Origin of the sequence: Mobiluncus porci (assembly GCF_009695935.1) — a bacterium.
Taxonomy (GTDB): domain Bacteria; phylum Actinomycetota; class Actinomycetes; order Actinomycetales; family Actinomycetaceae; genus Mobiluncus; species Mobiluncus porci.
In genome coordinates this window covers 1-22,769 of sequence record NZ_VUMY01000025.1, presented here as the reverse complement: position 1 = coordinate 22,769, position 22,769 = coordinate 1, and the positions used below count along the sequence as shown (strand labels likewise).

Genomic DNA, 22,769 nt, shown 5'->3' with positions numbered 1-22,769 from the left:
CCGCATCCCGTTCGCGGGTCGCGTGCTGGTAGATTAGCACCGTGTTAATATCCGAATGCCCGGCGCGCCGAAGTAACTCAGCCAACGTCGCCCCACACTGACCCGCATGAGTAAGCCCCGAATGGCGTAAGCCATGAAACACAAACCGCGAATCCAACCCCTCAACCGCCGCCACAGCCTTCTTAAAATAGTAATTCAGCGAATTATTTGAAAGCCACCTCGACGAATCCGCAGGCGAATGCACCAACAGCGCATCAGGCGACTCACCCACGAACCGCTCCAAATGCTTCCTCAAATCTGGCACCATCGCCGAAGGCACCGCGATATCCCTAACCCCCGCAGCAGTTTTCGGCAGCCCCACTGTGTAGCCGAACCCGGCCGCGTACTGCACCGCGCGCCGCACCCGCACCAGCGCCCTATCCGAGCCTAGCTCGATGTCTTTGCGGCGCAGCTCAGTGATTTCCCCAAAACGCATCGAGCACCAAAAACCAAGCAGCACCGTGATAGCAAGATTCTCAGGCATCGCTTCAGCCAGTTCTCTCACTTGCTCAGGTGTGGCGACGATTGCGCGGGGATTATCAAGGCCACGCCGGGTTTTACTCATAGCCCCCCGAAGCTGCGCCGGGGATTTATCAAGCAACCCCTCACTCACAGCAGCTCTTAGTAGCGTGGAAAGCGTACGATAAGCGGTTTTTTTCGCCCCTGGTTTGGTCGGGTCAAAGCCCGTGTACCATTCGCGGATATCATCCACCGTGATAGTGGAAAGAATCCGGTGCCCGAAGGGTTTTTCTAGGTGCGTTTTATACCCTGATTTATAGGTTTGAATCGTCTTAGGGGTAAGGGTTTTTTCTGCTTGGCAACGCTCCAACCAGATCTCTTTCCACTGATTGAGTGTCACGAGTTGCTTTTCTGCGTCTTGGGCGGGCCTGTCGGGTGTGATTTGTCCGCTTGCGAACTGTGCTTGTTGGTTGGCGAGCCAGTCTTGGGCTGCGCGTTTATTGGGGAATGTATGCGGGGCGCGCACGTTTTTCCCTTCATTCCTCCAATAGGCTCGGTAGTTTCCCGAGGGTAGCTTTTCGATGGTTCCAAACGCTCGGCGTCGCATGGTTTTCTCCTTTCGTGGGGCGGTGTCCCTCACTAAAAACATCTTGCGGAGATGTAAATGCGTCTCCACAAGCCTTTTCGTGGGACGAGCGAGGGACTATGAAACAATAATAGCCCTTAAATAACCTTAAATAACCTTAAGAAAATTTTTCATGAAACCCCGCCATGGCAACGAAAAACCCCGCCTCACCAGCAGCGAGACGGGGTAAGTGCGGAGACGACAGGATTTGAACCTGCGAGGGACATAAGCCCCTAACACCTTAGCAGGGTGCCGCTTTCGGCCGCTCAGCCACGTCTCCAAGGGTTTTAACTTTACCGAAATTCCCTTGGATTTGCCAAAAGTCGGAGCTTTGCTTTCGTCCTGCTAGAATCATCTAAGCGCGAAAACGCTTGGAGGGCTGACAGAGCGGCCGAATGTGACGGTCTTGAAAACCGTTGTGGGGAAACTCACCGGGGGTTCGAATCCCTCGCCCTCCGCAAATTATTTTGGCGGTGAATCCCGCTATTTTTTAGGGTCAAATAAGGACTCTGCCCGACTGTCAAATCCAAGAAGATAAATACCTAAATCAGACGAAGTTGAGTAATCTAAAACCATGAGACGTTCGAAAATCGTGTGTACCCTCGGTCCCGCTACTGACACGGAAGAAAAGATCCGCGGCCTCATCGAAGCCGGCGCTAATGTTATCCGCATCAACCGCTCACACGGCACTCAATCGGAAGCCGCGGCTGCCATTGCTAAAGTCCGAAATGTGGCCCAGGACTTTGACCGTCCTATCGCGATTTTGGTTGACCTCCAGGGGCCGAAAATCCGTCTCGGCACTTTCACCAACGGCTTCGAAATCCTCGAACTCGGCCAAGACTTCACCATCACGACCCGCGACATTCCGGGGGATGCAAAAATTGTCTCGACGACCTTCAAGGGTCTTCCGGGAGACTGCCATCCCGACGATATCCTCCTAATTGATGACGGAAACGTCCAAGTCCGCGTGGTGAAAGTCACCGACACTGATGTCCTCACCAAGGTGGAAGTGCCTGGAAGGGTGTCTGACCACAAGGGCTTGAATCTTCCCGGTGTCGCGGTTTCCGTGCCAGCGTTGACGGAGAAAGATACTGCTGACCTGAAGTGGGCCTTGACTCAAGATATCGACTTCATTGCCCTGTCTTTCGTGCGTCGCGCCCGGGACATAGAGGACGTTCATCGGGTCATGGACGAGGTGGGCCATCGGTTGCCGGTGATTGCGAAAATCGAAAAACCGCAGGCGGTGGACAATTTGCCGGAGATTATTAATGCCTTTGATGCCATCATGGTGGCCAGGGGCGATCTCGGCGTGGAGATGCCACTCGAAGACGTTCCGACCGTCCAGAAGCGCGCTATCGAGCTGGCGCGCGCGGGAGCGAAACCGGTTATCGTAGCGACCCAGGTTTTGGAGTCCATGATTGTAAATGCCCGTCCGACCCGCGCCGAAGCCTCCGATTGCGCCAACGCGGTGTGGGACGGAGCCAGTGCTGTCATGCTTTCCGGAGAAACTGCGGTGGGCGCCTATCCCGTGCAGGCCGTGGAAACTATGGCGCGAATCATCGAGTCTGCTGAGGAACAAGGGACCCGCCACTTTGCGAAAATCCGCGATATTGACCTCGATTGGGAATCCATTATTGCCCGTCACGGCATCCTTATTGCGGAAAAAACCGGTGCGAAATACGTTGCTACTTTCACAGATTCCGGGGCTACCGCCCGCCAGCTTTCCCGCCTTCGCCCCAAAATACCCCTCTATGCCTTCTGTTACCACGAAAGTGTCCGCCGCCAGTTGGCTCTGGTGTGGGGCATCAACTCCTATCCGGTGACTTTGCGCGAGAGAATCTATCCCATGATTCACGATGCGGAGGAGACTGTACTGCGCAAGGGACTCGCCCAGGAAAACGACGTGGTGGTTTACGTCGGGGGGCTTCCCCCGGGGCAAGCCGGCCACACGAATTCGATTCGGGTTCACCACGTGGGGAGCAAAGAGGACATTTAAAACCGTCCTCGCGCCCAGCGACACCGGGAAACCCGCACGAAAACGAGGTTATCTCTAGACCCAAATCGCTTCGTGGAACTGGTGACTGACCGGATGGTCCAGCAATCCCTGTGCTACCGCCATCGGCTTCGAGGGCGTGTTCGGGAGACGCGGCGCCACAAGGGCGCGCACGGAGTGGTAGATGTCCGGGGCGCCGGGCCACACCGTGTCATCGGGAACATTGTTCGGGTTGAGTTCACCCACCCAATATCCATCGGGCCGGATGACGTAACTTTCCAGGTAGTCCCACCACGAGTGGTAGAACTCAATGTAGGGGTCAATCTCTTCATAGGAAGACCCGTTTTCGGCCATCGCGAACCCCAAAGCGGCAACTGCTTGGATAGCCTCGGTCGCCACCCAGGCAAAACGCTGTCTCATCAAGGGTTTCCCTTGGTAATCTACGGTGAAGAAGAATCCCGACCGCCCGTCTTGGCGCCACGAGTCTTTGACCATGCGGTCAAAAATATTCTTGGCTGCCTCGAAATATCCCTCTGGAACAGGCTTCCGAAACTCTTTCAGCGCGGCAGAGACTTCGAAAATCCTGCGCGACCAGGCGAAACAGTGGCCCACATTAATCCCGTAGGGGCGCCGCGGATCGGCAGGAGTTCCGACGTTGTATTCCTTGTCCTCTTGCCAGTCGGCGTCGAAGTGTTCCGGAACCCGCCAGTTGTTCTGCTTCGCCTCTGCAATCACAAAACTGATAATTCTGGCGGCGCGATCCACCCAGACTGGATCGTTAGTGGCATCAGCCGTGACCAAGAAAGCCGAAACCGCATGAAGATTGGAACTCATCCCGTGATACGGCTCCATCTGGGAGAAATCGCGAGTGAAAGAATCATTGACTCTCCCCACCGATTCATCCCAGAAATACTTCTCTTCAATCTCAATAACCTCGTCCAAGAGGCTTTTCCCCAGGGGGCGCCGCGCAATAGTCGCGGCCGCGGCGGCTTCCAACAGGTAGGACATCGAGCGGGAACTCTTGAGGAAAATATTTTGACCGGTCGGTACACCGCTCGCGTTGTCGCGCCTTTGCTCCTCCGAAATCGGTTCCACGAGACTGAACCAGCCTCCGTTGGAGGTATCTTTGAAAGTGTGAGTGAGGGAGCGTAGCCCGTGGTCACAACGCCGCAACGAACCTGGGATGCCCAAAACCACCCCCAAGGCATAGATATAAGTGGAACGAGCGGTCAAATCTAGTTCGAGGGGTCTGGTGTCATCAACCTTGCCGTCGGCCTTGATGCAGCCGAACCCGCCGGGCAAGAAGGCGCGGTGGCCGTATTCGAGAACCTGCTGCATGTGGTTGCCCAGCCAGCGGATGTGTTCAACAGTGTCGAATTTTGCCATGGTTTACCTTCCTGAAAGTGTTGGTTTAACTTTATCCGCGATCGCCGCGGATTGGGGGGCTTTTGCGGGGGGATAGTGGGAGAGTTCAGGGAGGTCTTTATAAATAGGTCTTTATATACGTGGCGGGGAAATCCGCAAGATGCGAGCCAGCGCCTCCATCACGGCCGCGGCTCCGTCCTCATGAACCGTCAGCGTGGTGTTATTAGCCGCGGCTTTCACCTCCGGCCGTGCGTTTCCCATCGCCACCCCGTAGCCGGCAAATTCGAGCATCGGAATGTCGTTGGCGCCGTCTCCCAAGGCCAAGGCATGGGCGGGGGACACCCCAAGATTTTCACAAACCCTTTGGAGTCCGTGGGCTTTAGAGGTTCCTTTCGGGTTGATATCGAGCCAGGCGCGCCACCCGATAGCGTGCTCCACTTCGGGAAAATCCACGGTTTTCACGGCCTCGCGGAAGGCCTCGTTCGACATCGACGGGTCGCGAACCACGACGCGGGGAACCGGTTTCGCGAGGAGTTCCTCAAGAGGTTGGACTGCGGTGGTCTCGCGCAACTCTCCGGGAGGAAATGGCTTCAGGACGCGGAAACCGGTTGGGGCGTCCTCCACCCCAATCAGCGCAGTTGGAATGGCCTCTAAAATCCGCGCCACGGCATCGTGAGGATCGAATGTGTATTGATTCGTCAAAGTGTAGCCGGACTCGCGGGTGAAGTGCCCAATCAGCGCCCCGTTGGCGCTCGCAATCCAGGCGCTTTCCAGACCAAGCTGTTCCACCACCGGTAGGGTTGCAGGGACGGATCGTCCCGTTGTGATACAGATATGCACCCCGCCTTCTCGAAGCCAGTCAGCGTTTCGAATCAGGCGCGGGGTCATTTCTTGGTGTTCATCAACGATGGTTCCGTCGATGTCGAGGGCCACGAGATTGTCGCGCGGATTGTCCGGCAGATTCAGCCACTGCAGAGCCTGGAGGTGACGCTCGATCTCGGACGCGTATTTCTCCACGTTGCTCTCCTTTGGTGAATCTACTGGCTAACTGCGCTACCCAGTCAACCCGAGTCTCGGGGGGGGCTAGCCAGAAGCCGCCTTTACTTCACCGGTTCGAAAACTTCCAATCCGCCCAGGTAGGGGCGCAGGCCCTCGGGGACGCGAACCGAGCCGTCAGCTTGTTGATGGTTCTCCAAAATCGCCACAATCCAACGAGTCGTTCCGAGCGTTCCATTCAAAGTCGCGCAGGTCTGGGACGTCCCCGACTCGTCACGGTAGCGGATGTTCAACCGGCGCGCCTGGAAAGTCGTGCAGTTTGAAGTCGAGGTGACTTCCATATAACGGTTCTGGGTGGGAAGCCAAGCCTCGCAGTCGAACTTCTGGGCGGCGCTGGAGCCGAGATCGCCCGCTGCCGTATTGATGATTCGGTAAGGCAACTCCACCTTCGCGAGCATCTCGCGCTCCATATTCAACAGTTTCTGGTGCTCTTCCTTCGCGTCTTCTGGTTTACAGTACGAGAACATCTCGACCTTGTGGAACTGGTGGACTCGAATAATGCCGCGCGTGTCCTTACCGTAAGAACCGGCCTCGCGGCGGAAACAGGCGGACCAACCGGTATAGCGCAAGGGGCCTTTGGAGAGGTCAATAATCTCGTCCGTGTGGTAGCCGGCCAGGGCGACTTCGGAGGTGCCGGTCAGGTACAGGTCATCTGCGGGGAGGTAGTAGATTTCATCAGAGTGCTCGCCCAAAAAGCCGGTGCCGCTCATGGTGGCCGGCGAGACCATGCACGGGGTAATCATCGGGGTGAAACCGTGTTTGATGGCCGTGTCGAAAGCTGCGTTCAGAATCGCGATTTCGAGGCGCGCCCCGACCCCTTTCAAGTAGTAGAAGCGAGAGCCGGAAACTTTCACGCCGCGATCCGTGTCGATGGCATCAAGACCGATTCCCAAATCCAGGTGATCTTTGGGTTCAAAACCTTCTGCCTTGAAATCGCGAATCGGGGCGCCCTCGATGGACAAAACCTCGAAGTCGGCCTCTCCGCCGCTCGGCACCCCATCCAAGATGAGATTCTCGAGAACCATGGCGGCTTTCTTGGCCTGTTCCGCTTTTGCGTTGGCCGCTTCTTCCAGAGCCTTCACGTTTTCGCTCATGGATTTCGCTTGTTCGAGAAGAGCGGGGCGTTCTTCCTTCGAGGCCTTGCCAATGTTTTTAGAGAAGGCTTTTTGCTCCGCCCGCGCGTCTTCAAAGGCGCGCAGCGCGGTGAGGCGCTCCTCATCGGCGGCAATAGCGGCATCAACCGTGGCGGGGTCGTTCCCGCGGGCAATTTGCGAGGCCCGCATCGGCTCCGGATTTTCTTTCATCAAGCGAATATCAATCATGGTTTAAATATAGCCGACTGACAGAGGCATAGCCGGCGGGGCAGACCTCTCTGGCGTAATCGCGTCAGCGATGGAGCCAGAAGGGTCTGACCCCGCGGCTACGCTAGACGGCTCGGCCCGCGAGTTTGACGGCGCGAGCGCCGTTAGAGGTGCTACGGCTAAAACGCTTCGCGTTTTTTGACGCCTCCGCGCTGTAACGAAGTCCTTGCTTGGGTCGAGCCTAGACGGCTCGGCCCGCGAGTTTGACGGCGCGAGCGCCGTTAGAGGTGCTACGGCTAAAACGCTTCGCGTTTTTTAACGCCTCCGCGCTGTAACGAAGTCCTTGCTTGGGCCGAGCCTAGACGGCTCGGCCCGCGAGGACTTCGTCTAACCAGGCGCGGGCGGTCGCGAAATCCACATTCGCTGTTCCGCGCTGAATCTGGGTTCGCATCCGATCCACCCGCGGATACGACCCCAAGAACCGCACTTCGGGGCAGGTGCGATGCAAACCGACCAAAGCCGCCTTTACCCTTTCCTCAGAAACGTGTCCTTCCAAGTCGATAGAAAAGGCGTAGCGATCAAAATGCCCTCCGACCGGCCGTGATTCGATGCGAGACAGGTTCACCCCACGGGCGGAAAATTGCTCCAACATTGACAACAGCGCTCCGGACTCATTCCCCGGCAAAGCCACCTGAACCGTGGTCTTATCCGCGCCGGTCGGAGCGGGGATAGAACCCGGGGGAGACACCAAGACGAAGCGGGTTTGCGCATCGGGGTTGTCAGCAATGCCATCGGCGAGAACCCGCCCTCCATATTGAACCGCAGACACTGCCGAACACAGCACCGCGTCATAGCCGCAGTCCGGGTCTTCCATCAAGAGCTTTGCAGCCTCCGCGGTAGAAGTTGTCGGAATATGCGACACCGCCGGCCCAACATTGGCTGTCACCCAGTCGCGGGTTTGAGCCCAAGCATGGGAATGAGTTCCGATACGCTGCAAATCATTCAGTTCCAAGTCCGAATCGGGACGAACCATCAAGCTAAACGCGATGGGAACCAGGATTTCTCCTACAATCGTCAAAGGCTGACCGTGAGCCAAAGTGTCGAGGGTCGCATTGACCCCGCCTTCCACTGAGTTTTCAATCGGAACCACGGCTCGGTCGGCCTCGCCGGTTCGTACCATCAGCAAAGCCGATTCCACGCCGGTGGCGGGCTTTAGCTCAGCATCTGCGGGAAGAATTTGGCGTGCCGCTTGCTCACAAAAAGTCCCGAAAGGCCCCAAAAAAGCGATACGAAGAGAACCGGTCACCGCGGGACCGGGGAGGGGTGAAACAGGCGAACTCGTTGGGGACATAGCAAAAATCCTTCCATTTGGGGCTGGTCTTAACAAATTGGGGACCTTGAAGCTCAGCAAAACTATTATTTTCTACTATTATTTTAACCATGCAAACCTCTACCGCTGCTTCTCAGGGATCCCTCGGTTCCGGAGGCGTCCGTAAACCTTCGGGAGCGAACGCTTCCGAGCGCGCCTCCCGTCCGTCGGCTGGGAAACTGAACGGTAAGGCGCATAAGCCCTTGAAACGACCCTATAAGCCGCTGCCGACAATGCGCTATCTGGTGGCGGGGCTTACGGCCATCTTGATGAGCATGGGTCTTATCGCTGGTGCCATGAGCGCCACATCACAGTTCGATACCAAGCCTTGGGATCCCTCCCAAGAGATGCGCTGGGATCCGTTTGAACGCAACTTTATTCCGGGCTTTGATCCGGGTGCTTTGAACCAGTCCGGCCACCGAACCTCCGAGGCAATTCCCAAGGGAGGGGAAACGGTAACCCCGCCTCCAGGTGCCACGAACGGAACCAATGAGGGGACTGAGACCGCTCCGGCTCCTGCGGAGACCCCGAGTGAGGCAACCCCGAGTGAGGCAACCCCGAGTGAGGTGGCTCCTGCTCAGTCTCCTGGGGCTACTTTCGAGGTTCCGGGAGCAGCACAGACTCCGACCGGCTCCGAGGCTCCCGCCCAGGGGCAGCCTCCCGTGGCTTCGGGAACCTACGGTACGGTCGGTTCAGCGGGCCCAAAAGCCTAGCCGTCCCCGTTGCTCTTACTCCTTCACGAGCCCCGTTGGTGGTTCTTCTCGGGTCACAGTGGCGCTGGGACGATGACTCTTGGCGCGACCCCGCCTTGCGCGACTTCATCAACACCGGTTCTAAAGCCAATGTGGTGGTGCGAACGGCTGGAAACACGACGAATCCGCGAGAGGCCTTTGCTGCTCTCGGAACCGGAACCCGCTCGGGAGAGGCTCCGAACGGGTGGCACCTCGGGTCGGCTTTGCGGTCGGATTCAACAAAGGTCAGCGGGATTAATCGCTTCGGGTCGAGACTCTCGGCGCTGTTGAATGTGGAGGTTGATGCCGAGGGGCGCGAATCTGGGAATGGTTTAAGCTACCCCGATAATTATTTCCAGAACTCTGATCCTTCAGTATTCACAGATCTTTTGGGGCGAGCGTTACAACCCGGTTCGGTCACGTTCGTGGATATGACCGTGGTCCCGCGAAGCCAACAAGTTCCCATGCTGGCGGCTATCTTGGAGCAAGGGCAAACTCTAGGTTGGAACACCATGGCGGTTTCGGTAGCGGACGCGGATAATGCAGATCGAGGAGTGCCGCGCCTTCAGGCATTCCTCGGGTCGGGACCCTATTTCGGGATCGGTTCCGCCACGACCGCTTCGACTCATCGTCGCGGCATGATTAATCTTCCCGACGTTACTGCGACGGTTCTTGACTATTTTGGGCTCGAGATTCCCACCCAGGTGAAGGGGCAGCCGGTCTACTCCCAGCGCGACCTCGGGATAGACGGTCTGGCTTCGGTAGCGCGTCGCGCGGCAATCATTCGACCAGCACAAAATATTTTCATCCCGATTCTCTCGGCGTTTGTGGCCGTGGTTCTTATCGGAGGAGTGTGGTCGCTGAATCGGCGAACCCACCCGAATCTGGGGGACACTTGGGGACGTCCCCGCAGTCTTTTGACGTTCTGGAGGGGAGCGGGGACTTTCGTGGCCTTGGTTCCACCCACGGCCTTCTGGATGAATCTCGTGCCGTGGTGGAACCTCGGGCCGACGGCGACCGATGTGGCTGCGGGGGAGTTTGCCTGGTTTGGGGCGGTGTTGCCTTTCTTGCTGGCGGGAGTGGCAACGCTAATCTGGGAGGGCCTCGGCTTGGCTTCTCTCCTGGGGCCACTTGTAATAATAAGCACATCATCGCTGATAATAGGGGTTTTAGATCCCTGGATTGGTTCACCGATGATGCTCGACTCGGTGATGGGAACCCAATCCACTATCGGCGGGCGTTTCTACGGTATCGACAACATGATGTTTGCCATCTATATCACCGGTGCGCTCCTGGTCTCCGCGCTTATCTACAGTCTCGCCTCGGAAAAAACCGCCACCCCGCTGTTTATTGTCTTGGTGCTGTTTGCCATTGGGGTGATGGCTATTGATGCTCTTCCCGGGCTGGGAGCTGACTTTGGCGGGCTTCTCGCCTCCTTCCCCGCTTTTGCAGTCTTGTTCCGAAAATTCAGATCCCAACCTTTAAAACCCTTATTATCTGGGGTGATACTCTTATTTACTTTTGGTCTGGCGGGCTTATTGACCTATATCGATTGGCTCAGACCTCCGGCGAGACGCACCCATCTCGGTAATTTCATTGACTCGGTGCGGGAGGGAAAGCTCGGCACGGTTTTGTGGGAGAAGGCCACCCAGCTCGGGTCGGCCGGCTGGAATCCCTGGGTTGTGGGTGGGGTGACGTTGGCGTTCTGCTTCGGAATTTTCCTCATCGTCTGGCCGCTTCTAGCCAACTGGCGCAATCCCTATCGACGTGACTATGCTTGGTTGCTGGGCTCCGCTGCTGCCAAGACCAACCCCGATGGGGTGCGCCTCACCCTCAGTGAGAAGGCTTTTCTCTGGGCTTGGGCCACGGCGATGATTCTTGGGACACTTCTCAATGACTCCACGATCCTGATTGGCCTCACCGGTTTTTGCGTGGCGGCTCCGGCTGCCTTGGCTCAGGGGGCTCACAAATATCTGACTGCCTCCATCAGCGTTGCCGAGCTACGGGCCATACCTAGCCCGAGAGAAATGTGAACTAGGTCAACCACTTAACCGCGGTATGCCAAATGATAAACCGCACCAGGTTCTTGATTTTCTCCGGCTTCAATCCGCAGTCGGCGGGGGGCGCGAACCCGCTTCAAAAAGCGCGCGGCCAAGGTCAAGAAAACGTCGGTGTACTGCTCCAAACGGTGACGGTATCCCGCGAAATCGTTACCGGTAGCGCGGTGGGTCAAATCGCAAGGCACTTCTTGAACCGAATAACCGTTCACCAGAAGGTCTATAGTCATACCGGTCTCCACGCCCCACTTGTGCGACAGCGGTAAACAGTCAAAAAAAGCTTCGGAACGTAGGCAGCGTTGGCCCGACAGAGGTTGAGTCGGCTCCCAGCCGGTAGCCCAGCGAATTCCCCGTCTCGCAAGGCGGGTCACAAAACCGTGCCCGCCAGCCCCTTGCTGCTTGGGTAAAGCAGCGATAGCGCAATCCACCCGACCGTTTAAGACCGACTCCACCAGCGGGAATGTCTCCGCGGCAGAATCCCCCAAGTCGGCATCCAAGAACAGAATCAGCCGCGCCGGACCATCCTCCGGATCGCGCATCGCCACAACTTTCGCCCCTGTCTCCATGGCGGAGGCCTTGCCTCGGTTCACCGAATGGCGCACCACGACCGCACCGGCACTGCGAGCGGCGTCCCCCGTATGGTCGCTCGACCCGTCATCTATGACCACGAAGAGATCAGCTCTCGGGATGGCTTTAGATGCCCGGATGGTGGCAGCGATAGATTCAGCCTCGTCCTTTGCAGGGATAATAACGGCGACTTTCTGGGTAGGATTTCCTAAATCAGGCATACCCCAATTCTAGGTGGAGTTTTTGCTCTGTCCTAAAAACTCACCCCGCGAAGGGCACGGGCGGGGAAACTCGGGGTCAAAAATTTCCCGAATTCATCCCAAAAGAGGCTAGTTTGGTGAAAGAATGGGCTCATGCATGAAAGAGCTGGACAACCCGCACAACCCCAAGACCTTATCGACGTGGACGCCGTTATCGGCGCCTACTATGACCTCGAACCCGATGTAAACGACCCCGCCCAGATGGTCGCTTTCGGAACTTCGGGCCACCGCGGTTCTTCCCTGGACCACGCCTTTAATGAAGCGCATATCGTCGCCACGACCGCCGCCATTGTGGAATACCGGCGCGACCAAGGTTTCGACGGGCCGCTGTTTATCGGCCGCGACACCCACGCGCTTTCCGAACCGGCCTGGCGCACCGCCTTGGAAGTCCTAGCGGCCGCGGAAGTCCACACCTATACGGATGCCCGCGATTCCTTCACCCCCACGCCTTCGGTATCTCACGCCATCCTGAAAGCCAACGGAGCCGGAACCCCCGGAGGAGTGCGTTTGAGTGGAGTCGGTTTGGCGGACGGGATTGTGGTCACTCCGTCCCACAATCCTCCGCGCGACGGAGGCTTCAAATACAATCCGCCTCACGGAGGTCCGGCTGACTCGGATGCGACTTCCTGGATTGCGAATCGAGCCAACGAAATCCTCAAGACCGGCTGGCGCTCCATCCCGCGCGCCCCGCATCCCTTGGAAACAGACTTCGTGGAAAAGTTTGACTTTCTCCCGTCATACGTGGACTCTCTAGTTGACGTGGTTGACGTTGAAGCCATTAAAGGTGCGGGGGTGAGCATCGGGGCGGATCCCCTCGGCGGGGCTTCCGTGGACTACTGGGCTGCCATCGCGGAACGCTATGGGCTAAACCTCACCGTAGTCAACGAAAAAGTCGACCCCGCCTGGAGTTTCATGACTCTGGATTGGGATGGCAAGATTCGCATGGACTGTTCCTCGCCGTACGCGATGGCATCTTTGCGTAAAGTCATGGAAGGTGCGACCGCTCCCTACGATATTGCCACCGGCAACGATGCCGACTCCGACCGCCACGGCATCGTGACCCCTGACGGTTTGATGAACCCGAACCACTATCTCGCCGTAGCGATTGAATACCTGTTCACCCACCGCGAGGGGTGGGGTCCCGATTGCGCGGTCGGCAAGACCCTGGTTTCCTCGGCGCTCATTGACCGAGTCGTGGCTGGCATGGGACGCAAACTCGTGGAAGTTCCGGTGGGATTCAAACATTTCGTACCGGGATTGTTGGACGGCTCGGTTGGTTTCGGCGGGGAAGAATCGGCCGGAGCCTCCTTCCTCCGTAAAGACGGAACCGTGTGGACAACCGACAAGGACGGTATCATCGCCGCTTTGTTGGCCTCCGAGATTCTCGCCGTCACCGGGAAAACGCCTTCGAAACTCCACGAAGAACAGGTCTCTCGCTACGGCGCTTCGGCCTATGAGCGAGTGGACGCTCCGGCGACCAAGGAAGAAAAAGCCAAGTTAGCGGCGCTTTCGCCCTCGGACGTGACGGCAGACAAACTTGCAGGTCAAGACATCATGGATCGCCTGGTGAAGGCTCCGGGCAATAATGCCGCAATAGGTGGCCTGAAGGTCACGACCGAGGACGCCTGGTTCGCGGCGCGCCCGTCTGGAACCGAGGATATCTACAAGATTTATGCCGAATCCTTCAAAGGTTCGGAACATCTGAAACTCGTCCAAGAAGAAGCCAAGCAGGTCGTCTCCGCGGCGCTGGGTAAGGCGTAGTCGGCGGGTCGGACCCGACTGCTACATTCAACATCTAGCCAGGGCTTGGAGAAGCGCGGCGCGTTCTTGCGCAGTGACCGACAATCCCCAGCGGTATTTGATGTTGATTTGTTGGCGCGCGTAGGCGCAACGGTAGGCCTGGTTCGCGGGGAGCCACCCGTCCGCAGCCAAGCGCCCCTTGTCCTGGTTGGCTTGACCGTCGGCAGCGACTAAAACGCGGGGATCGTTGGCGTACTTCAAACGCTGTTCTGTGGTCCATTCGTTGGCGCCGCTCGCCCACGCGTCACCGAGGGCGACCACGTGGTCAATCTGGACGGCATTTCCCGGGGGACGGACGAAGTCAGTGGCGGTTCCGGTGTAGGGGTCAACAAAGTGACCTCCGACAAGGCGACAAGGGGAGGAGTCATCGAAGCGAGGTCGGTCGAGGTCACGGGCCAAAATCTCCGCGCGGGTATCGCAACCATCATGATCCAAATCGGCCCATCCGTTCCCGAAAGCCTCTCGCTTATAGCCACCTGCCCCGTGGTCGGGGCGAACCCGCAACGAACACAACTCCTGTAAACTGTCAACCACGTCAACTTTAGAAGATTGAGGATTCGAGCAAGAATACCCAGGCAAGGGCATCCCCGCCAAATCCGGCCCCCCGACGGGGAGAATCGACCAGACGCAGAGCGCCGCCAAGGCCACCAGACAGAGGTCTCCGAGAGAGACGCGCGTAAAGAAACTCACCTTCCCAGACTGGACACGCTCGCCGGATCCGGCAAGTTGGAAAACCCGTAGCTGTGGAAACAGGGTTTTCCACAGGGGGATGGGGCCTTAGAAATCTCCCTGATCTTTCGGGATGTACTTGCCTTTCTTCTCGAGAATTTTGATGCGCCTTGCGCGTTGGAATTCGCGCCATTGATGCGGGGTCATGGAGATTGACCAGTCACTCAAATCGGGAAGCACCCACCGCTTCCAAGTGGCCATAATGGTGATTCCTGAACCGACAACTGTGGCTGCGAGCATCCCCATCAGCGGATATCCCAGGGTGAAGAGTAAGGCGTCGAGCGCGGCGGCAAGGACGGCGGGAATCGCGTAGAGTGAATGACCCCCGAACACGATAGGCACGTTACCAGCGGTAATATCTCGAACCATGCCGCCTCCGATGGCGGTGATGACTCCCATGAGGATAGCAGGGATAATCGCGAAGCCGAGGCCGAGCGCCTTTTGAGTGCCGGTGGCAGCCCACACGCCGAGAACCAGGGCGTCAAAGACGATGAGGGTGCGCCGAGACCATTTTCCATCGAATTTCCACAACCACGCCAGAATAGCCCCTGCAAAGGCCATAGTCAGGTAGTACTTATCGGTAAGCGCTACCGGTGGGGCATTGTTGAGCATCACGTCGCGGATAATGCCTCCGCCGAGCCCACTCATGACGGCGAGAACGCCGAATCCGACGATATCGAAGTGCTTTTGACGAGCCAGACGCCCTCCCAGAATCCCGTTGAGGAAGACGCCTGTCAAATCGAGGAAGCGAAAAACTTCGGGAAGAGCGCCGCTGAGAATGGTTACCGGCTGGTTCGCGGGGTTCAACAAAAGGTCAAACATGAGGTCTCCTACAAGAATTGCACGCCGGAGGCGAGAGTTCCCAACAGGTATGTCACGATGGCGGCGCCGATTCCGATGGCAGCTTGGCGCAGCGCTCGCAGGAATGGCGGTTTACCCGAAAGAATCCCCATAACCCCGCCAATAAACAGCAGAATCAACCCGACCAAAGCCGTCGCCACGATTATCCCCACCCAACTAGCTAACCCAAAGATGAACGGCAGAATGGGAACCAGGGCCCCGAGAGAGAATGCCCCGAAAGAAAACGAACCGGCCTGGATTCCCGAACCGATGGCTTCTAAAGGAACAGTAGCAGATTCGCTTATTTCCGGAGTGGGATCACTCTCGGATTTAAGGGTTTCTTGGAGAGTTTCGCTTTCGGAAATAAGACTATCGTTGCAGTTAGTAGGATTATTTAGGTCTTGGGTGTCGGTGTCAGAAACTCGGCGGGAATCATCGTCGAGAGCGGAAAAATCTTGTTGAGAGTTAATGGATTCCAAAATCAATGCCGCATGAGCCGCAGCCGTCTCGTCGTCCTCCCCGCGGGCTAGAAACAGCAACTGCAATTCGTTGGCGGCGCGGTCGAGCATCGGTAAGCGTTCCCGCATCTTCGGGTTGGGGAGCGATGATTCCAAGAGTTCGCGCTGGGAAGTGATGGAGATATATTCCCCCGCGCCCATCGAAAGAGCCCCCGCGACGAGACCGGTAAAGCCCGTGAGCAGTATGATGCCTCTGGAAGACACCGAACCCGCCATCCCCGCCACCAGCGCCAGGTTAGAAACCAGTCCGTCATTGATTCCAAAAATCATGGCACGGGCTTTGCCGGAGAACCGAGCGCGTGACTTGGCGGCCAGGGCGCGCACCACTTCGGAGTGAAGGTACTCATCAGCCGCCATTTGCGGGGAGGCATCGGCATCCAAATCATAGGTGCCACGTTCCTCGGAACGCTGCATCAGTGCCAAGACAAAAATCGAACCGATTTTGATGGCGAGATTCTGGAGGATTCGAACGTGCCAAGCGCTTTTCGGGGTGGGCTCGGCGTGTTCCCCGAGACGATCCAACCAGTACTGTTCGTGACGTCCCTCCGCCTTTGCAATCTGGAGGAGAATATCCCGATCCAAACCGCTGCGTCGTTTTGCCAGTTCGCGGTAGATTCGCGCCTCAGCACGTTCCTCCGCCAAATAATGCCGCCAACGTTTAATCTGTTCGGGAGTTGGTTGCAAGACCGTAGACGCCGTTTTCATCAAGAAACAATTTTCCCATCAATAATGACATGGCCGTCTTTATCCGTGGAAGCATCGCCTTTCATAGTTGACGTGGTTGACGAATCAGTCGCGGACGAGACGGAAGAATCCGGCTTGGCGAAGTTGTTTAAATCAATGGAGTTGATTTGTTCCTTCAACCGGTCAGCCAGCCGATCCACAAGATTGGAACCCTGCTGGCGGAGCGTATCGGTAACTTTGTCCTCCGCAATTCGCCTCGCCTCGTTTAGATTTTCAGACTGGGAAATGCGGGAGGTAAAACTCTTGATGCCTTCAATCTGTCTTTCGTTCATACGCAAGGCCAAGAAGGCTCCGGCGCCCATTCCCGCTAGAAAGAACCATTTTCCACTACCCATTTTTCTCCTTAAACCCGAAATGAACCCGTCACCTAAATCTTACCGGTAGGGAAACTCATTGGTAAATTAGGCGATTCCGCGGGAGGTCAGCCGAGAGGCCCGAGCGATTTGATCGGCAGCGAAAGCGGCGGCAACACTTTCTTTGCCGTGCCTGAGCGCCAAGGACAAATCCAGGGCTTCAAAAATCTTTTGTTTGGCTCCCCTCGCCCAAATCTTTTCCCGAATATCTTGGTCGGCGCGAAGTTGGGTGGCAAGGGCGCCGGTCGTAAATGAACCGGCCACACCCACCGAAACTCGGGCATCCACATCGAGCTGTGCTCTCAATAGCACCAGACTTTCCCAGGCGGCTTCGAGATTGGTGCGCTCGCTGGTAGCGGCATCAACCACCAGCCCTACCACCTGACGAGACTCGAGATATTTCAGGCGCTCGGCGGAGAGCTGTCGAGAGGGGATGAGGTGGAGAGCCACCGTATCAAAAGCGCGAATCACGCGGGAGTTTTGGGTGTGGAGCGCGCCGGGAAGCAGGTTCAAAGTCACGTGCAACCCCGCATCTTTCCCCCGCTGGGCGGCTATTTGGAGGTCGCGGGGAAGATTCTCCTCGCTGGTCTGGATTTCCAGACCGAACCAGCCCTCTTCGCGGAGAAGCTCCAGGAGACGCTCGTAATCTTTTGGTGCCGACAAGATCTCTCTCGCGCGGACCACCCCCCGCAAGGCCGCTCCCAGTGTCGGTTCAGTCCGGCTTATCCACGGCCCTTGGCCACGTTTGCCGAGGGATTCGGGGCGAGAACTAGGCACCTCCACCCCGATAGCGCCTCGCGATTTGGGAACCCCGAGTTTGAAAAGAAGCTTTACCGCCGTGGCGAAAGCGGAGGAGGCGTAAACGGTGTCACCAAGGGCTTCGCTCAACAGCTTGGCGTTTTGCCACGGCAGGATGGGCACCATCACCGGCGGAAAGGTGGGCCGAGAGTCGGAGCCGGTGAGAAAGTCGCTGGTATCGAAGGCAGTCACTTAAACATTGTCTCGCAACTGACCTAAACTGGGTGGCAGTATGTCTGTGAAGTTGACTTATCCCCCCGAACTGCCGGTCTCCCAAGCGAGACCGGAAATTCTTGCTGCCTTGAGAAAACACCAGGTCGTCGTGATTTCAGGCGCCACCGGCTCGGGAAAAACCACCCAGCTTCCCAAAATGTGCCTGGAGGTCGGTCGCGGCACTGAGGGCATTATTGGACATACCCAGCCTCGGCGCCTGGCAGCCCGCACCGTGGCTTCGCGTATCGCAGCGGAAATGGGAGAAAAACTTGGAGAAACCGTCGGATACCAGGTGAGATTCCGCCAGTCTGTCGGGGAGACAACCCGCGTTAAACTCATGACCGACGGGATTCTATTGGCGGAGATGGGACGCGATCCGCTGCTTCGAAAGTACGACACACTGATCATTGATGAAGCCCACGAACGCTCCTTGAACATTGACTTTATCCTTGGTTATCTACAGCGTTTGGTGAAGCGTCGCCCCGATCTTCTCGTCATTATCACTTCGGCAACCATTGATTCTGCGCGTTTTGCCGAGGCCTTTGGCCCAGACACTCCGGTAATCGAAGTGGAGGGGCGTACCTATCCGGTGGAGGTGCGGTATCGTCCCTTAGATGACGAGAATTCACCAAGGGATTCTCTGGAATCCCGCGATGGAGAAGTTGACGTGGTTGACGAAGAAGTGGATCAGGTCGCCGGCATTTTAAGGGCCGTTGATGAACTCACCGCAGAGGGTCCCGGGGATATTCTCGTTTTTCTGGCCGGAGAACGCGACATTCGTGACACGGCGACCGCGCTCAAGGGTCATCTGGGGCGGCGTTACCTGGAACCCGGAGAAGGAGAAAAATCTAAGGTTCCTGGTGGAATCGAAGTCCTCCCCCTCTATTCGCGACTGTCCGAAACGGAGCAACACCGTGTTTTTGCTCCCCACGCGCGTCGGCGCATTGTGCTGGCAACAAACGTGGCGGAAACCTCGCTAACTGTCCCCGGCATTGTCTACGTCATCGATCCCGGCGTGGCGCGCATCTCGCGCTATTCCAACAAGACTCGGGTACAGCGTCTCCCCATTGAACCCATTTCGCAAGCCTCCGCGAATCAGCGGAAGGGGCGTTGTGGTCGCGTGGCGCCGGGGATTTGTATCCGGCTGTACTCCGAGGAAGATTTCGAGTCCCGCCCCAAGTACACCGAGCCGGAGATTCAGCGCACCTCGCTATCGGCGGTCATCTTGCAGATGGCGGCCCTGGGTCTCGGGGAAGTCGCGGATTTCCCCTTCCTCGACCCTCCCGCGCCACGCTCTGTCACGGACGGGGTGCAGGAGCTCTCCCAGTTGGGAGCCCTGGACACCCGTAAGAAACCGGCACGAATCACGCGACTGGGGCGGAAACTGGCGCGCCTTCCCCTCGATCCGCGTTTGGCGCGGATTCTTCTCGCCGCCGACGGCCTCGGAGTGGGAAGCGAAGCAGTTATTGTCGTGGCGGCTATGGCCATGCAAGACGTGCGCGAGCGCCCCGCCGAGAAACGCGCCCAAGCCGATGAGATGCACGCCCGCTTTGAAGATGACCGCTCAGATTTCCTAGGGTATCTGCGGCTATGGAGTTATCTGCAAGAGCGGATGGAGGCTCTGTCTGGCAGCGCTTTTCGCCGACTTTGCCAACGCGAGTTTTTGCACTATCTGCGGGTGCGAGAATGGATTGATTTGGTCGGGCAGCTGCGGGAAATGTTGCGCGATATCGGGGTTAAAACTCTGGAACTTAGGGAAATCAAGGTTGACATGGTTGACGCTGATTCGCTGCACCGCGCTTTGCTGACCGGGATGCTTTCCCAGATTGGTTACTGGTCGGAGCAAAAACGCGAGTACCTCGGCGTAAAGGGAACGAAGTTCGTGGTCTGGCCCGGTTCGGGGCTGGCAAAGAAACACTATGACTGGGTGATGGCGGCTGAACTCGTTGAAACCTCGCGCCTATTTGCGCGCACGGTGGCGAAAGTCGATCCGGAGTGGATTGAGCAGGTCGGAGAGCGTTTGCTGACTCGAAGCTATTTCGAGCCCTATTGGTCTACCCGCTACGGGGCGGCGATGATTCACGAGAGGGTGATGCTGTTCGGGCTGGTTTTGGCCGCGGATCGCTCCCGTACCCTGGGTTCTCTTACAGACACGCTTGTGGAGGGGATTCCGGCTCGAGAGCTGGCTCGCGAGATGTTTATTCGCCACGCTTTAGTCGGCGGGGAGTGGCGCGAGAAACATCGGTTCATCGAGACAAATACCGCGCGTCGCGCTGAAGCGGAAGAGGCGAGGGTGCGGCTCCAGATTCCGGGGGAGATTGATGACCTCGCGGTGGAACGCTGGTTTGAGACGCGGATTCCGGAGTCTGTGACCTCAACGGCGGCATTCAATGCCTGGTGGAAGGATCAGCGTCACCGCGATCCCGCGTGGCTGGATTTGCCCTGGGATTTACTGGTGCCCCAAGGCGAGGACAGCGCCGACTACCCCGATTTTTGGACCCAAGGGGAGCTAACTTTGCCGTTGGCTTACACCTTTGGCGGTAAACGCGGGCGGGTGAGAGCGCGTCCAGGTGTCGACGTGACTACTGCGACCTCGGGCCGAAATCGAGGTAAAAGGTCGAAAACTCAGGAAAGAGAAATTGACGTGGTTGACCTTCCGGAGGGGGTGACGGTGATTGTGCCCGAAGAGCTCCTCGAAACTATCTCGCCTCAGGGGTTCGACTGGCCAGTACCGGGAGCCCTGCGGGACAATCTTTTGGCACGGGTAAAGGCACTTCCGAAGGTGGTGCGTAAACGCGTGGTGCCAGCCGGGACCCTGGTGGAGGACATTTGGCCAATAGTGTCGGGGTACCTGAGCGAACCAGCGGAGAACCGCCCCCGCCTCGCGGAGGTGTTCGCGAGTGGAATTTTTCAGGCTCGCCAGGTCGAGGTGACCCCCGAGGACCTGGGGGAGATGGAGGCGAATCTTCCCGAGAACCAGCGCAATCATTTTGTGGTGGTAGCGAAAAACGGGAAAGTTCTAGCCCTTGGCGACGATTTCGTAGCCTTGCGCGACCGGCTCATTGTGAATACCACCAAGGAAAAAGCCAGAGTCTGGAAACAACAAGAAGCAGAAATTGCGAAGGTCGAAAAGCCTCGCGACTATGCCGCCGCGTTGAGCGCAGCTTTGGAACTTTCAGAGACAAGGGTGATTACCCGCTGGAGGGGAGCGGAGGCGGCGGCTTTGGCGTCTTCCCCCTATCCTTCCACCTCCGAGTTGGTGGCGGCGGCGCAACGCGGAGCCGGAGTAGCTCTAGTGCAACAGTGGCTTGGTGAGGGGCGAACGCTCGAAAACGATACAGATTTTGTGGTGTTGCAAACGGCTGGTCAGGAGCGGTTCGAGGACACGGTTTATGAAATTCTTCAAGCGGTAGCAAGAGCCATGCGGCAACGGGGCAAACTGGAGGCAGAACTGCGAGAGGCGCGGAAAACTCCCAATGCTGCTTTGCAAGTAACGCTGGGAGAAATCGTCAACCACGTCAACCAGATTGTGAGCGGTGATTTTCTGGCCCGAACTCCCTATCGCTGGCTACCGCGCCTTGAAAAATACCTCGAGGCCGACGGGGTGCGTCTGGAAAAAGCGCGGCACAACACCGCGGGAGACCGCGATCTGGCGCAACGGTTGGAGGAAGTGCAACGCCATTTTGATGAAGTCAGTGCCACTCTCGCGGCGAAGCCCTTCAATGCTTCGTCCAGTCAAGCGCTGGAGGAGGTGCGCTGGTTGCTGGAGGAATTTCGGGTCTCCCTTTTTGCCCAACAGAATGGCACCGTCGAAAAAGTCTCCGCCAAGCGCCTCCACAAACTCCTGGACCAAATCTGATAACTAAAACCCTTATTACCTGCCATGATATCCTTATTCCTTATTTTCGGGGGTTCCCGAACCAGGCCTTGAAGATTCCGAAAAAGTTCGCGTTGCCGTAGCTCGAGCACTGCCCGGGAGTTCCCGCCAACACCTCCGAATCGGGCTGATAGGGGGTGTAGTTGTAAAGCGCCGCCGTGGCTTGATTCTCGAGATACACCGAGGCAGCCCCGCATGAACCATTGGGCGCAAACGGAATACTGTTCATCTGACCGGCCCGAAACTGGAACTGTGCTGGATTCTGGCGATAACGCTGAAACTGGGCGGCCGCATAGTAAACCTGAGTTCCGAACCCAAAATACTGCGGGTCACAGTTCGCTCCATCCGGACAGCCAAAGCCCGCGGCAATATCGTAGCGCGACGGCGTCAAATCAGAGCCGGAGGCGGTGAGAAGCCCTTGTTCCTTTTGAATCAACACCAGTAAAACCTGGGGATTAATTCGGCAAGCCTGAGCAGTTTGATAGATTATCGCCGCGGCTGATTCTCCGGGAGCCCCCTGGTATCCACGGCAGCGCGGAGAGGGCGGGATATCCACGGTGTCTTCTTGATAATCAGCCAAACACACCGTCGTTTCCCCCTGGCAGCCCGCGTTTTTTTCGCGAATAAACGTCTCAATCGCGCTCAAGTCCATGGAGTTGTAGTCATAGAAAACGGCATCAGAAATGAGATTTCCGGCCTGGAAATCCGATAAATCGATTTGGGGGCCCAGCGGTGGGGCAGCGGCTTGCGGAACTTCCACCCGCTGACCGAAGAAATGCACTCCGACAGCGGTAATCGTCAGGGCGAGACCCACTGCCAAAAGCAGAAAACCGCCCAAAGCCATCAAGATTACGGGCCAGACCCGACGTCGGCTCCGCCGACTATTCCCGCGATAGCGCCCCGAATTCCCCGACTTCCCCGGAGTGTGAACCGGAGCATAAGGCGGACGGGGGTTTGCTGACACCCCTCCATCGTAACCCATCAAAATGAGTCGTGGGGGGGGGGGGGGTGGGGTGTTTTTTTTTGTTTGGTAATTTTATATATTAAAAGACAACCCACAGACAAAAAAAAAGTG

The 22,769-nt window shown here is 57.4% G+C and carries 17 protein-coding genes and 2 tRNA genes; 6 read left to right on the top strand and 13 right to left on the bottom strand.

Translation table 11 applies throughout. The features are described 5' to 3' along the window. On the bottom strand, positions 1 to 1,105 hold a 1,105-nt coding region (locus FYJ63_RS10550; protein WP_229770151.1), incomplete at its 3' end, for a site-specific integrase. Positions 1,106 to 1,316: 211 nt separating this feature from the next. After that, positions 1,317 to 1,403: transfer RNA gene (locus FYJ63_RS10545), tRNA-Ser, on the bottom strand. Between the two features lie 93 nt (positions 1,404 to 1,496). On the opposite strand from FYJ63_RS10545, the gene FYJ63_RS10540 reads away from it, so the two are divergent. Continuing rightward, a tRNA-Ser gene (locus FYJ63_RS10540) sits at positions 1,497 to 1,581 on the top strand. A gap of 116 nt (positions 1,582 to 1,697) precedes the next feature. Continuing rightward, positions 1,698 to 3,119 (top strand): pyruvate kinase, encoded by a 1,422-nt coding sequence (pyk, locus tag FYJ63_RS10535; RefSeq protein ID WP_154546507.1) that lies wholly within the window; start codon positions 1,698 to 1,700, stop codon positions 3,117 to 3,119. A gap of 54 nt (positions 3,120 to 3,173) precedes the next feature. Here pyk and FYJ63_RS10530 read toward each other — a convergent pair whose 3' ends face one another. The 4 genes from FYJ63_RS10530 to pheA all read right to left on the bottom strand — a co-directional run bounded on the left by FYJ63_RS10530 (position 3,174) and on the right by pheA (position 8,189). Continuing rightward, positions 3,174 to 4,502 (bottom strand): AGE family epimerase/isomerase, encoded by a 1,329-nt coding sequence (locus FYJ63_RS10530; RefSeq protein WP_154546505.1) that lies wholly within the window; start codon positions 4,500 to 4,502, stop codon positions 3,174 to 3,176. Positions 4,503 to 4,613: 111 nt separating this feature from the next. Continuing rightward, a complete protein-coding gene (locus FYJ63_RS11395; RefSeq protein ID WP_338106917.1) occupies positions 4,614 to 5,498 on the bottom strand; it encodes an HAD family hydrolase in 885 nt (294 codons plus the stop codon). 83 nt (positions 5,499 to 5,581) lie between these two features. Continuing rightward, entirely contained in the window at positions 5,582 to 6,859 is a 1,278-nt protein-coding gene (serS, locus tag FYJ63_RS10520; RefSeq protein WP_154546503.1) for a serine--tRNA ligase, read from the bottom strand. A gap of 337 nt (positions 6,860 to 7,196) precedes the next feature. Beyond that, positions 7,197 to 8,189 carry a prephenate dehydratase gene (gene pheA, locus FYJ63_RS10515; RefSeq protein WP_154546501.1) on the bottom strand — a complete coding sequence of 331 codons (993 nt, stop codon included), beginning with the start codon at positions 8,187 to 8,189 and terminating at the stop codon, positions 7,197 to 7,199. An 89-nt stretch (positions 8,190 to 8,278) separates the two neighbouring features. Between pheA and FYJ63_RS10510 the strand changes: the two genes are divergently transcribed. Continuing rightward, the gene (locus tag FYJ63_RS10510) at positions 8,279 to 8,920 is read left to right on the top strand and encodes a hypothetical protein (RefSeq protein ID WP_229770150.1); all 642 of its coding nucleotides are present in this window, start codon (positions 8,279 to 8,281) and stop codon (positions 8,918 to 8,920) included. 38 nt (positions 8,921 to 8,958) lie between these two features. Then, positions 8,959 to 10,971 (top strand): hypothetical protein, encoded by a 2,013-nt coding sequence (locus FYJ63_RS10505; protein WP_338106916.1) that lies wholly within the window; start codon positions 8,959 to 8,961, stop codon positions 10,969 to 10,971. Between the two features lie 14 nt (positions 10,972 to 10,985). On the opposite strand, the gene FYJ63_RS10500 is transcribed toward FYJ63_RS10505, so the two are convergent. After that, complete coding sequence (locus tag FYJ63_RS10500; protein WP_154546497.1) at positions 10,986 to 11,783, bottom strand: glycosyltransferase family 2 protein; 798 nt, start codon at positions 11,781 to 11,783, stop codon at positions 10,986 to 10,988. 132 nt (positions 11,784 to 11,915) lie between these two features. Here FYJ63_RS10500 and pgm point away from each other — a divergent pair, with 132 nt between their 5' ends. Continuing rightward, positions 11,916 to 13,583, top strand: coding sequence for a phosphoglucomutase (alpha-D-glucose-1,6-bisphosphate-dependent) (gene pgm / locus FYJ63_RS10495; RefSeq protein WP_154546495.1), 1,668 nt, complete (start codon positions 11,916 to 11,918; stop codon positions 13,581 to 13,583). Between the two features lie 27 nt (positions 13,584 to 13,610). Here pgm and FYJ63_RS10490 read toward each other — a convergent pair whose 3' ends face one another. The 5 genes from FYJ63_RS10490 to FYJ63_RS10470 form a co-directional block, all read right to left on the bottom strand. Beyond that, on the bottom strand, positions 13,611 to 14,312 hold the full coding sequence (locus FYJ63_RS10490) for an HNH endonuclease family protein (RefSeq protein WP_277026672.1): 702 nt from the start codon (positions 14,310 to 14,312) through the stop codon (positions 13,611 to 13,613). An 87-nt stretch (positions 14,313 to 14,399) separates the two neighbouring features. Next, positions 14,400 to 15,173 (bottom strand): trimeric intracellular cation channel family protein, encoded by a 774-nt coding sequence (locus FYJ63_RS10485; protein ID WP_154546493.1) that lies wholly within the window; start codon positions 15,171 to 15,173, stop codon positions 14,400 to 14,402. Between the two features lie 8 nt (positions 15,174 to 15,181). Then, on the bottom strand, positions 15,182 to 16,414 hold the full coding sequence (locus tag FYJ63_RS10480) for a VIT1/CCC1 transporter family protein (RefSeq protein WP_154546491.1): 1,233 nt from the start codon (positions 16,412 to 16,414) through the stop codon (positions 15,182 to 15,184). Then, entirely contained in the window at positions 16,414 to 16,788 is a 375-nt protein-coding gene (locus FYJ63_RS10475) for a hypothetical protein (protein ID WP_154546489.1), read from the bottom strand. Before FYJ63_RS10475 ends, FYJ63_RS10480 begins: the two co-directional genes overlap by 1 nt. Before the next feature lie 66 nt (positions 16,789 to 16,854). After that, the gene (locus FYJ63_RS10470) at positions 16,855 to 17,796 is read right to left on the bottom strand and encodes a hypothetical protein (protein ID WP_154546487.1); all 942 of its coding nucleotides are present in this window, start codon (positions 17,794 to 17,796) and stop codon (positions 16,855 to 16,857) included. Positions 17,797 to 17,836: 40 nt separating this feature from the next. On the opposite strand from FYJ63_RS10470, the gene hrpA reads away from it, so the two are divergent. Beyond that, complete coding sequence (gene hrpA / locus FYJ63_RS10465; protein WP_154546485.1) at positions 17,837 to 21,676, top strand: ATP-dependent RNA helicase HrpA; 3,840 nt, start codon at positions 17,837 to 17,839, stop codon at positions 21,674 to 21,676. A 40-nt stretch (positions 21,677 to 21,716) separates the two neighbouring features. Here hrpA and FYJ63_RS10460 read toward each other — a convergent pair whose 3' ends face one another. Beyond that, positions 21,717 to 22,676, bottom strand: coding sequence for a hemagglutinin (locus FYJ63_RS10460; protein WP_229770149.1), 960 nt, complete (start codon positions 22,674 to 22,676; stop codon positions 21,717 to 21,719). Positions 22,677 to 22,769 lie beyond the last annotated feature (93 nt).

Excerpts from the sequence above, each read along its gene's own strand:
- pyk (WP_154546507.1), top strand. The coding sequence starts at position 1,698 with ATGAGACGTTCGAAAATCGTGTGTACCCTCGGTCCCGCTACTGACACG.
- FYJ63_RS10530 (WP_154546505.1), bottom strand. The coding sequence starts at position 4,502 with ATGGCAAAATTCGACACTGTTGAACACATCCGCTGGCTGGGCAACCAC.
- serS (WP_154546503.1), bottom strand. The coding sequence starts at position 6,859 with ATGATTGATATTCGCTTGATGAAAGAAAATCCGGAGCCGATGCGGGCC.
- pheA (WP_154546501.1), bottom strand. The coding sequence starts at position 8,189 with ATGTCCCCAACGAGTTCGCCTGTTTCACCCCTCCCCGGTCCCGCGGTG.
- FYJ63_RS10510 (WP_229770150.1), top strand. The coding sequence starts at position 8,279 with ATGCAAACCTCTACCGCTGCTTCTCAGGGATCCCTCGGTTCCGGAGGC.
- FYJ63_RS10500 (WP_154546497.1), bottom strand. The coding sequence starts at position 11,783 with ATGCCTGATTTAGGAAATCCTACCCAGAAAGTCGCCGTTATTATCCCT.
- pgm (WP_154546495.1), top strand. The coding sequence starts at position 11,916 with ATGCATGAAAGAGCTGGACAACCCGCACAACCCCAAGACCTTATCGAC.
- FYJ63_RS10485 (WP_154546493.1), bottom strand. The coding sequence starts at position 15,173 with ATGTTTGACCTTTTGTTGAACCCCGCGAACCAGCCGGTAACCATTCTC.
- FYJ63_RS10480 (WP_154546491.1), bottom strand. The coding sequence starts at position 16,414 with ATGAAAACGGCGTCTACGGTCTTGCAACCAACTCCCGAACAGATTAAA.
- FYJ63_RS10475 (WP_154546489.1), bottom strand. The coding sequence starts at position 16,788 with ATGGGTAGTGGAAAATGGTTCTTTCTAGCGGGAATGGGCGCCGGAGCC.
- hrpA (WP_154546485.1), top strand. The coding sequence starts at position 17,837 with ATGTCTGTGAAGTTGACTTATCCCCCCGAACTGCCGGTCTCCCAAGCG.
- FYJ63_RS10460 (WP_229770149.1), bottom strand. The coding sequence starts at position 22,676 with ATGGGTTACGATGGAGGGGTGTCAGCAAACCCCCGTCCGCCTTATGCT.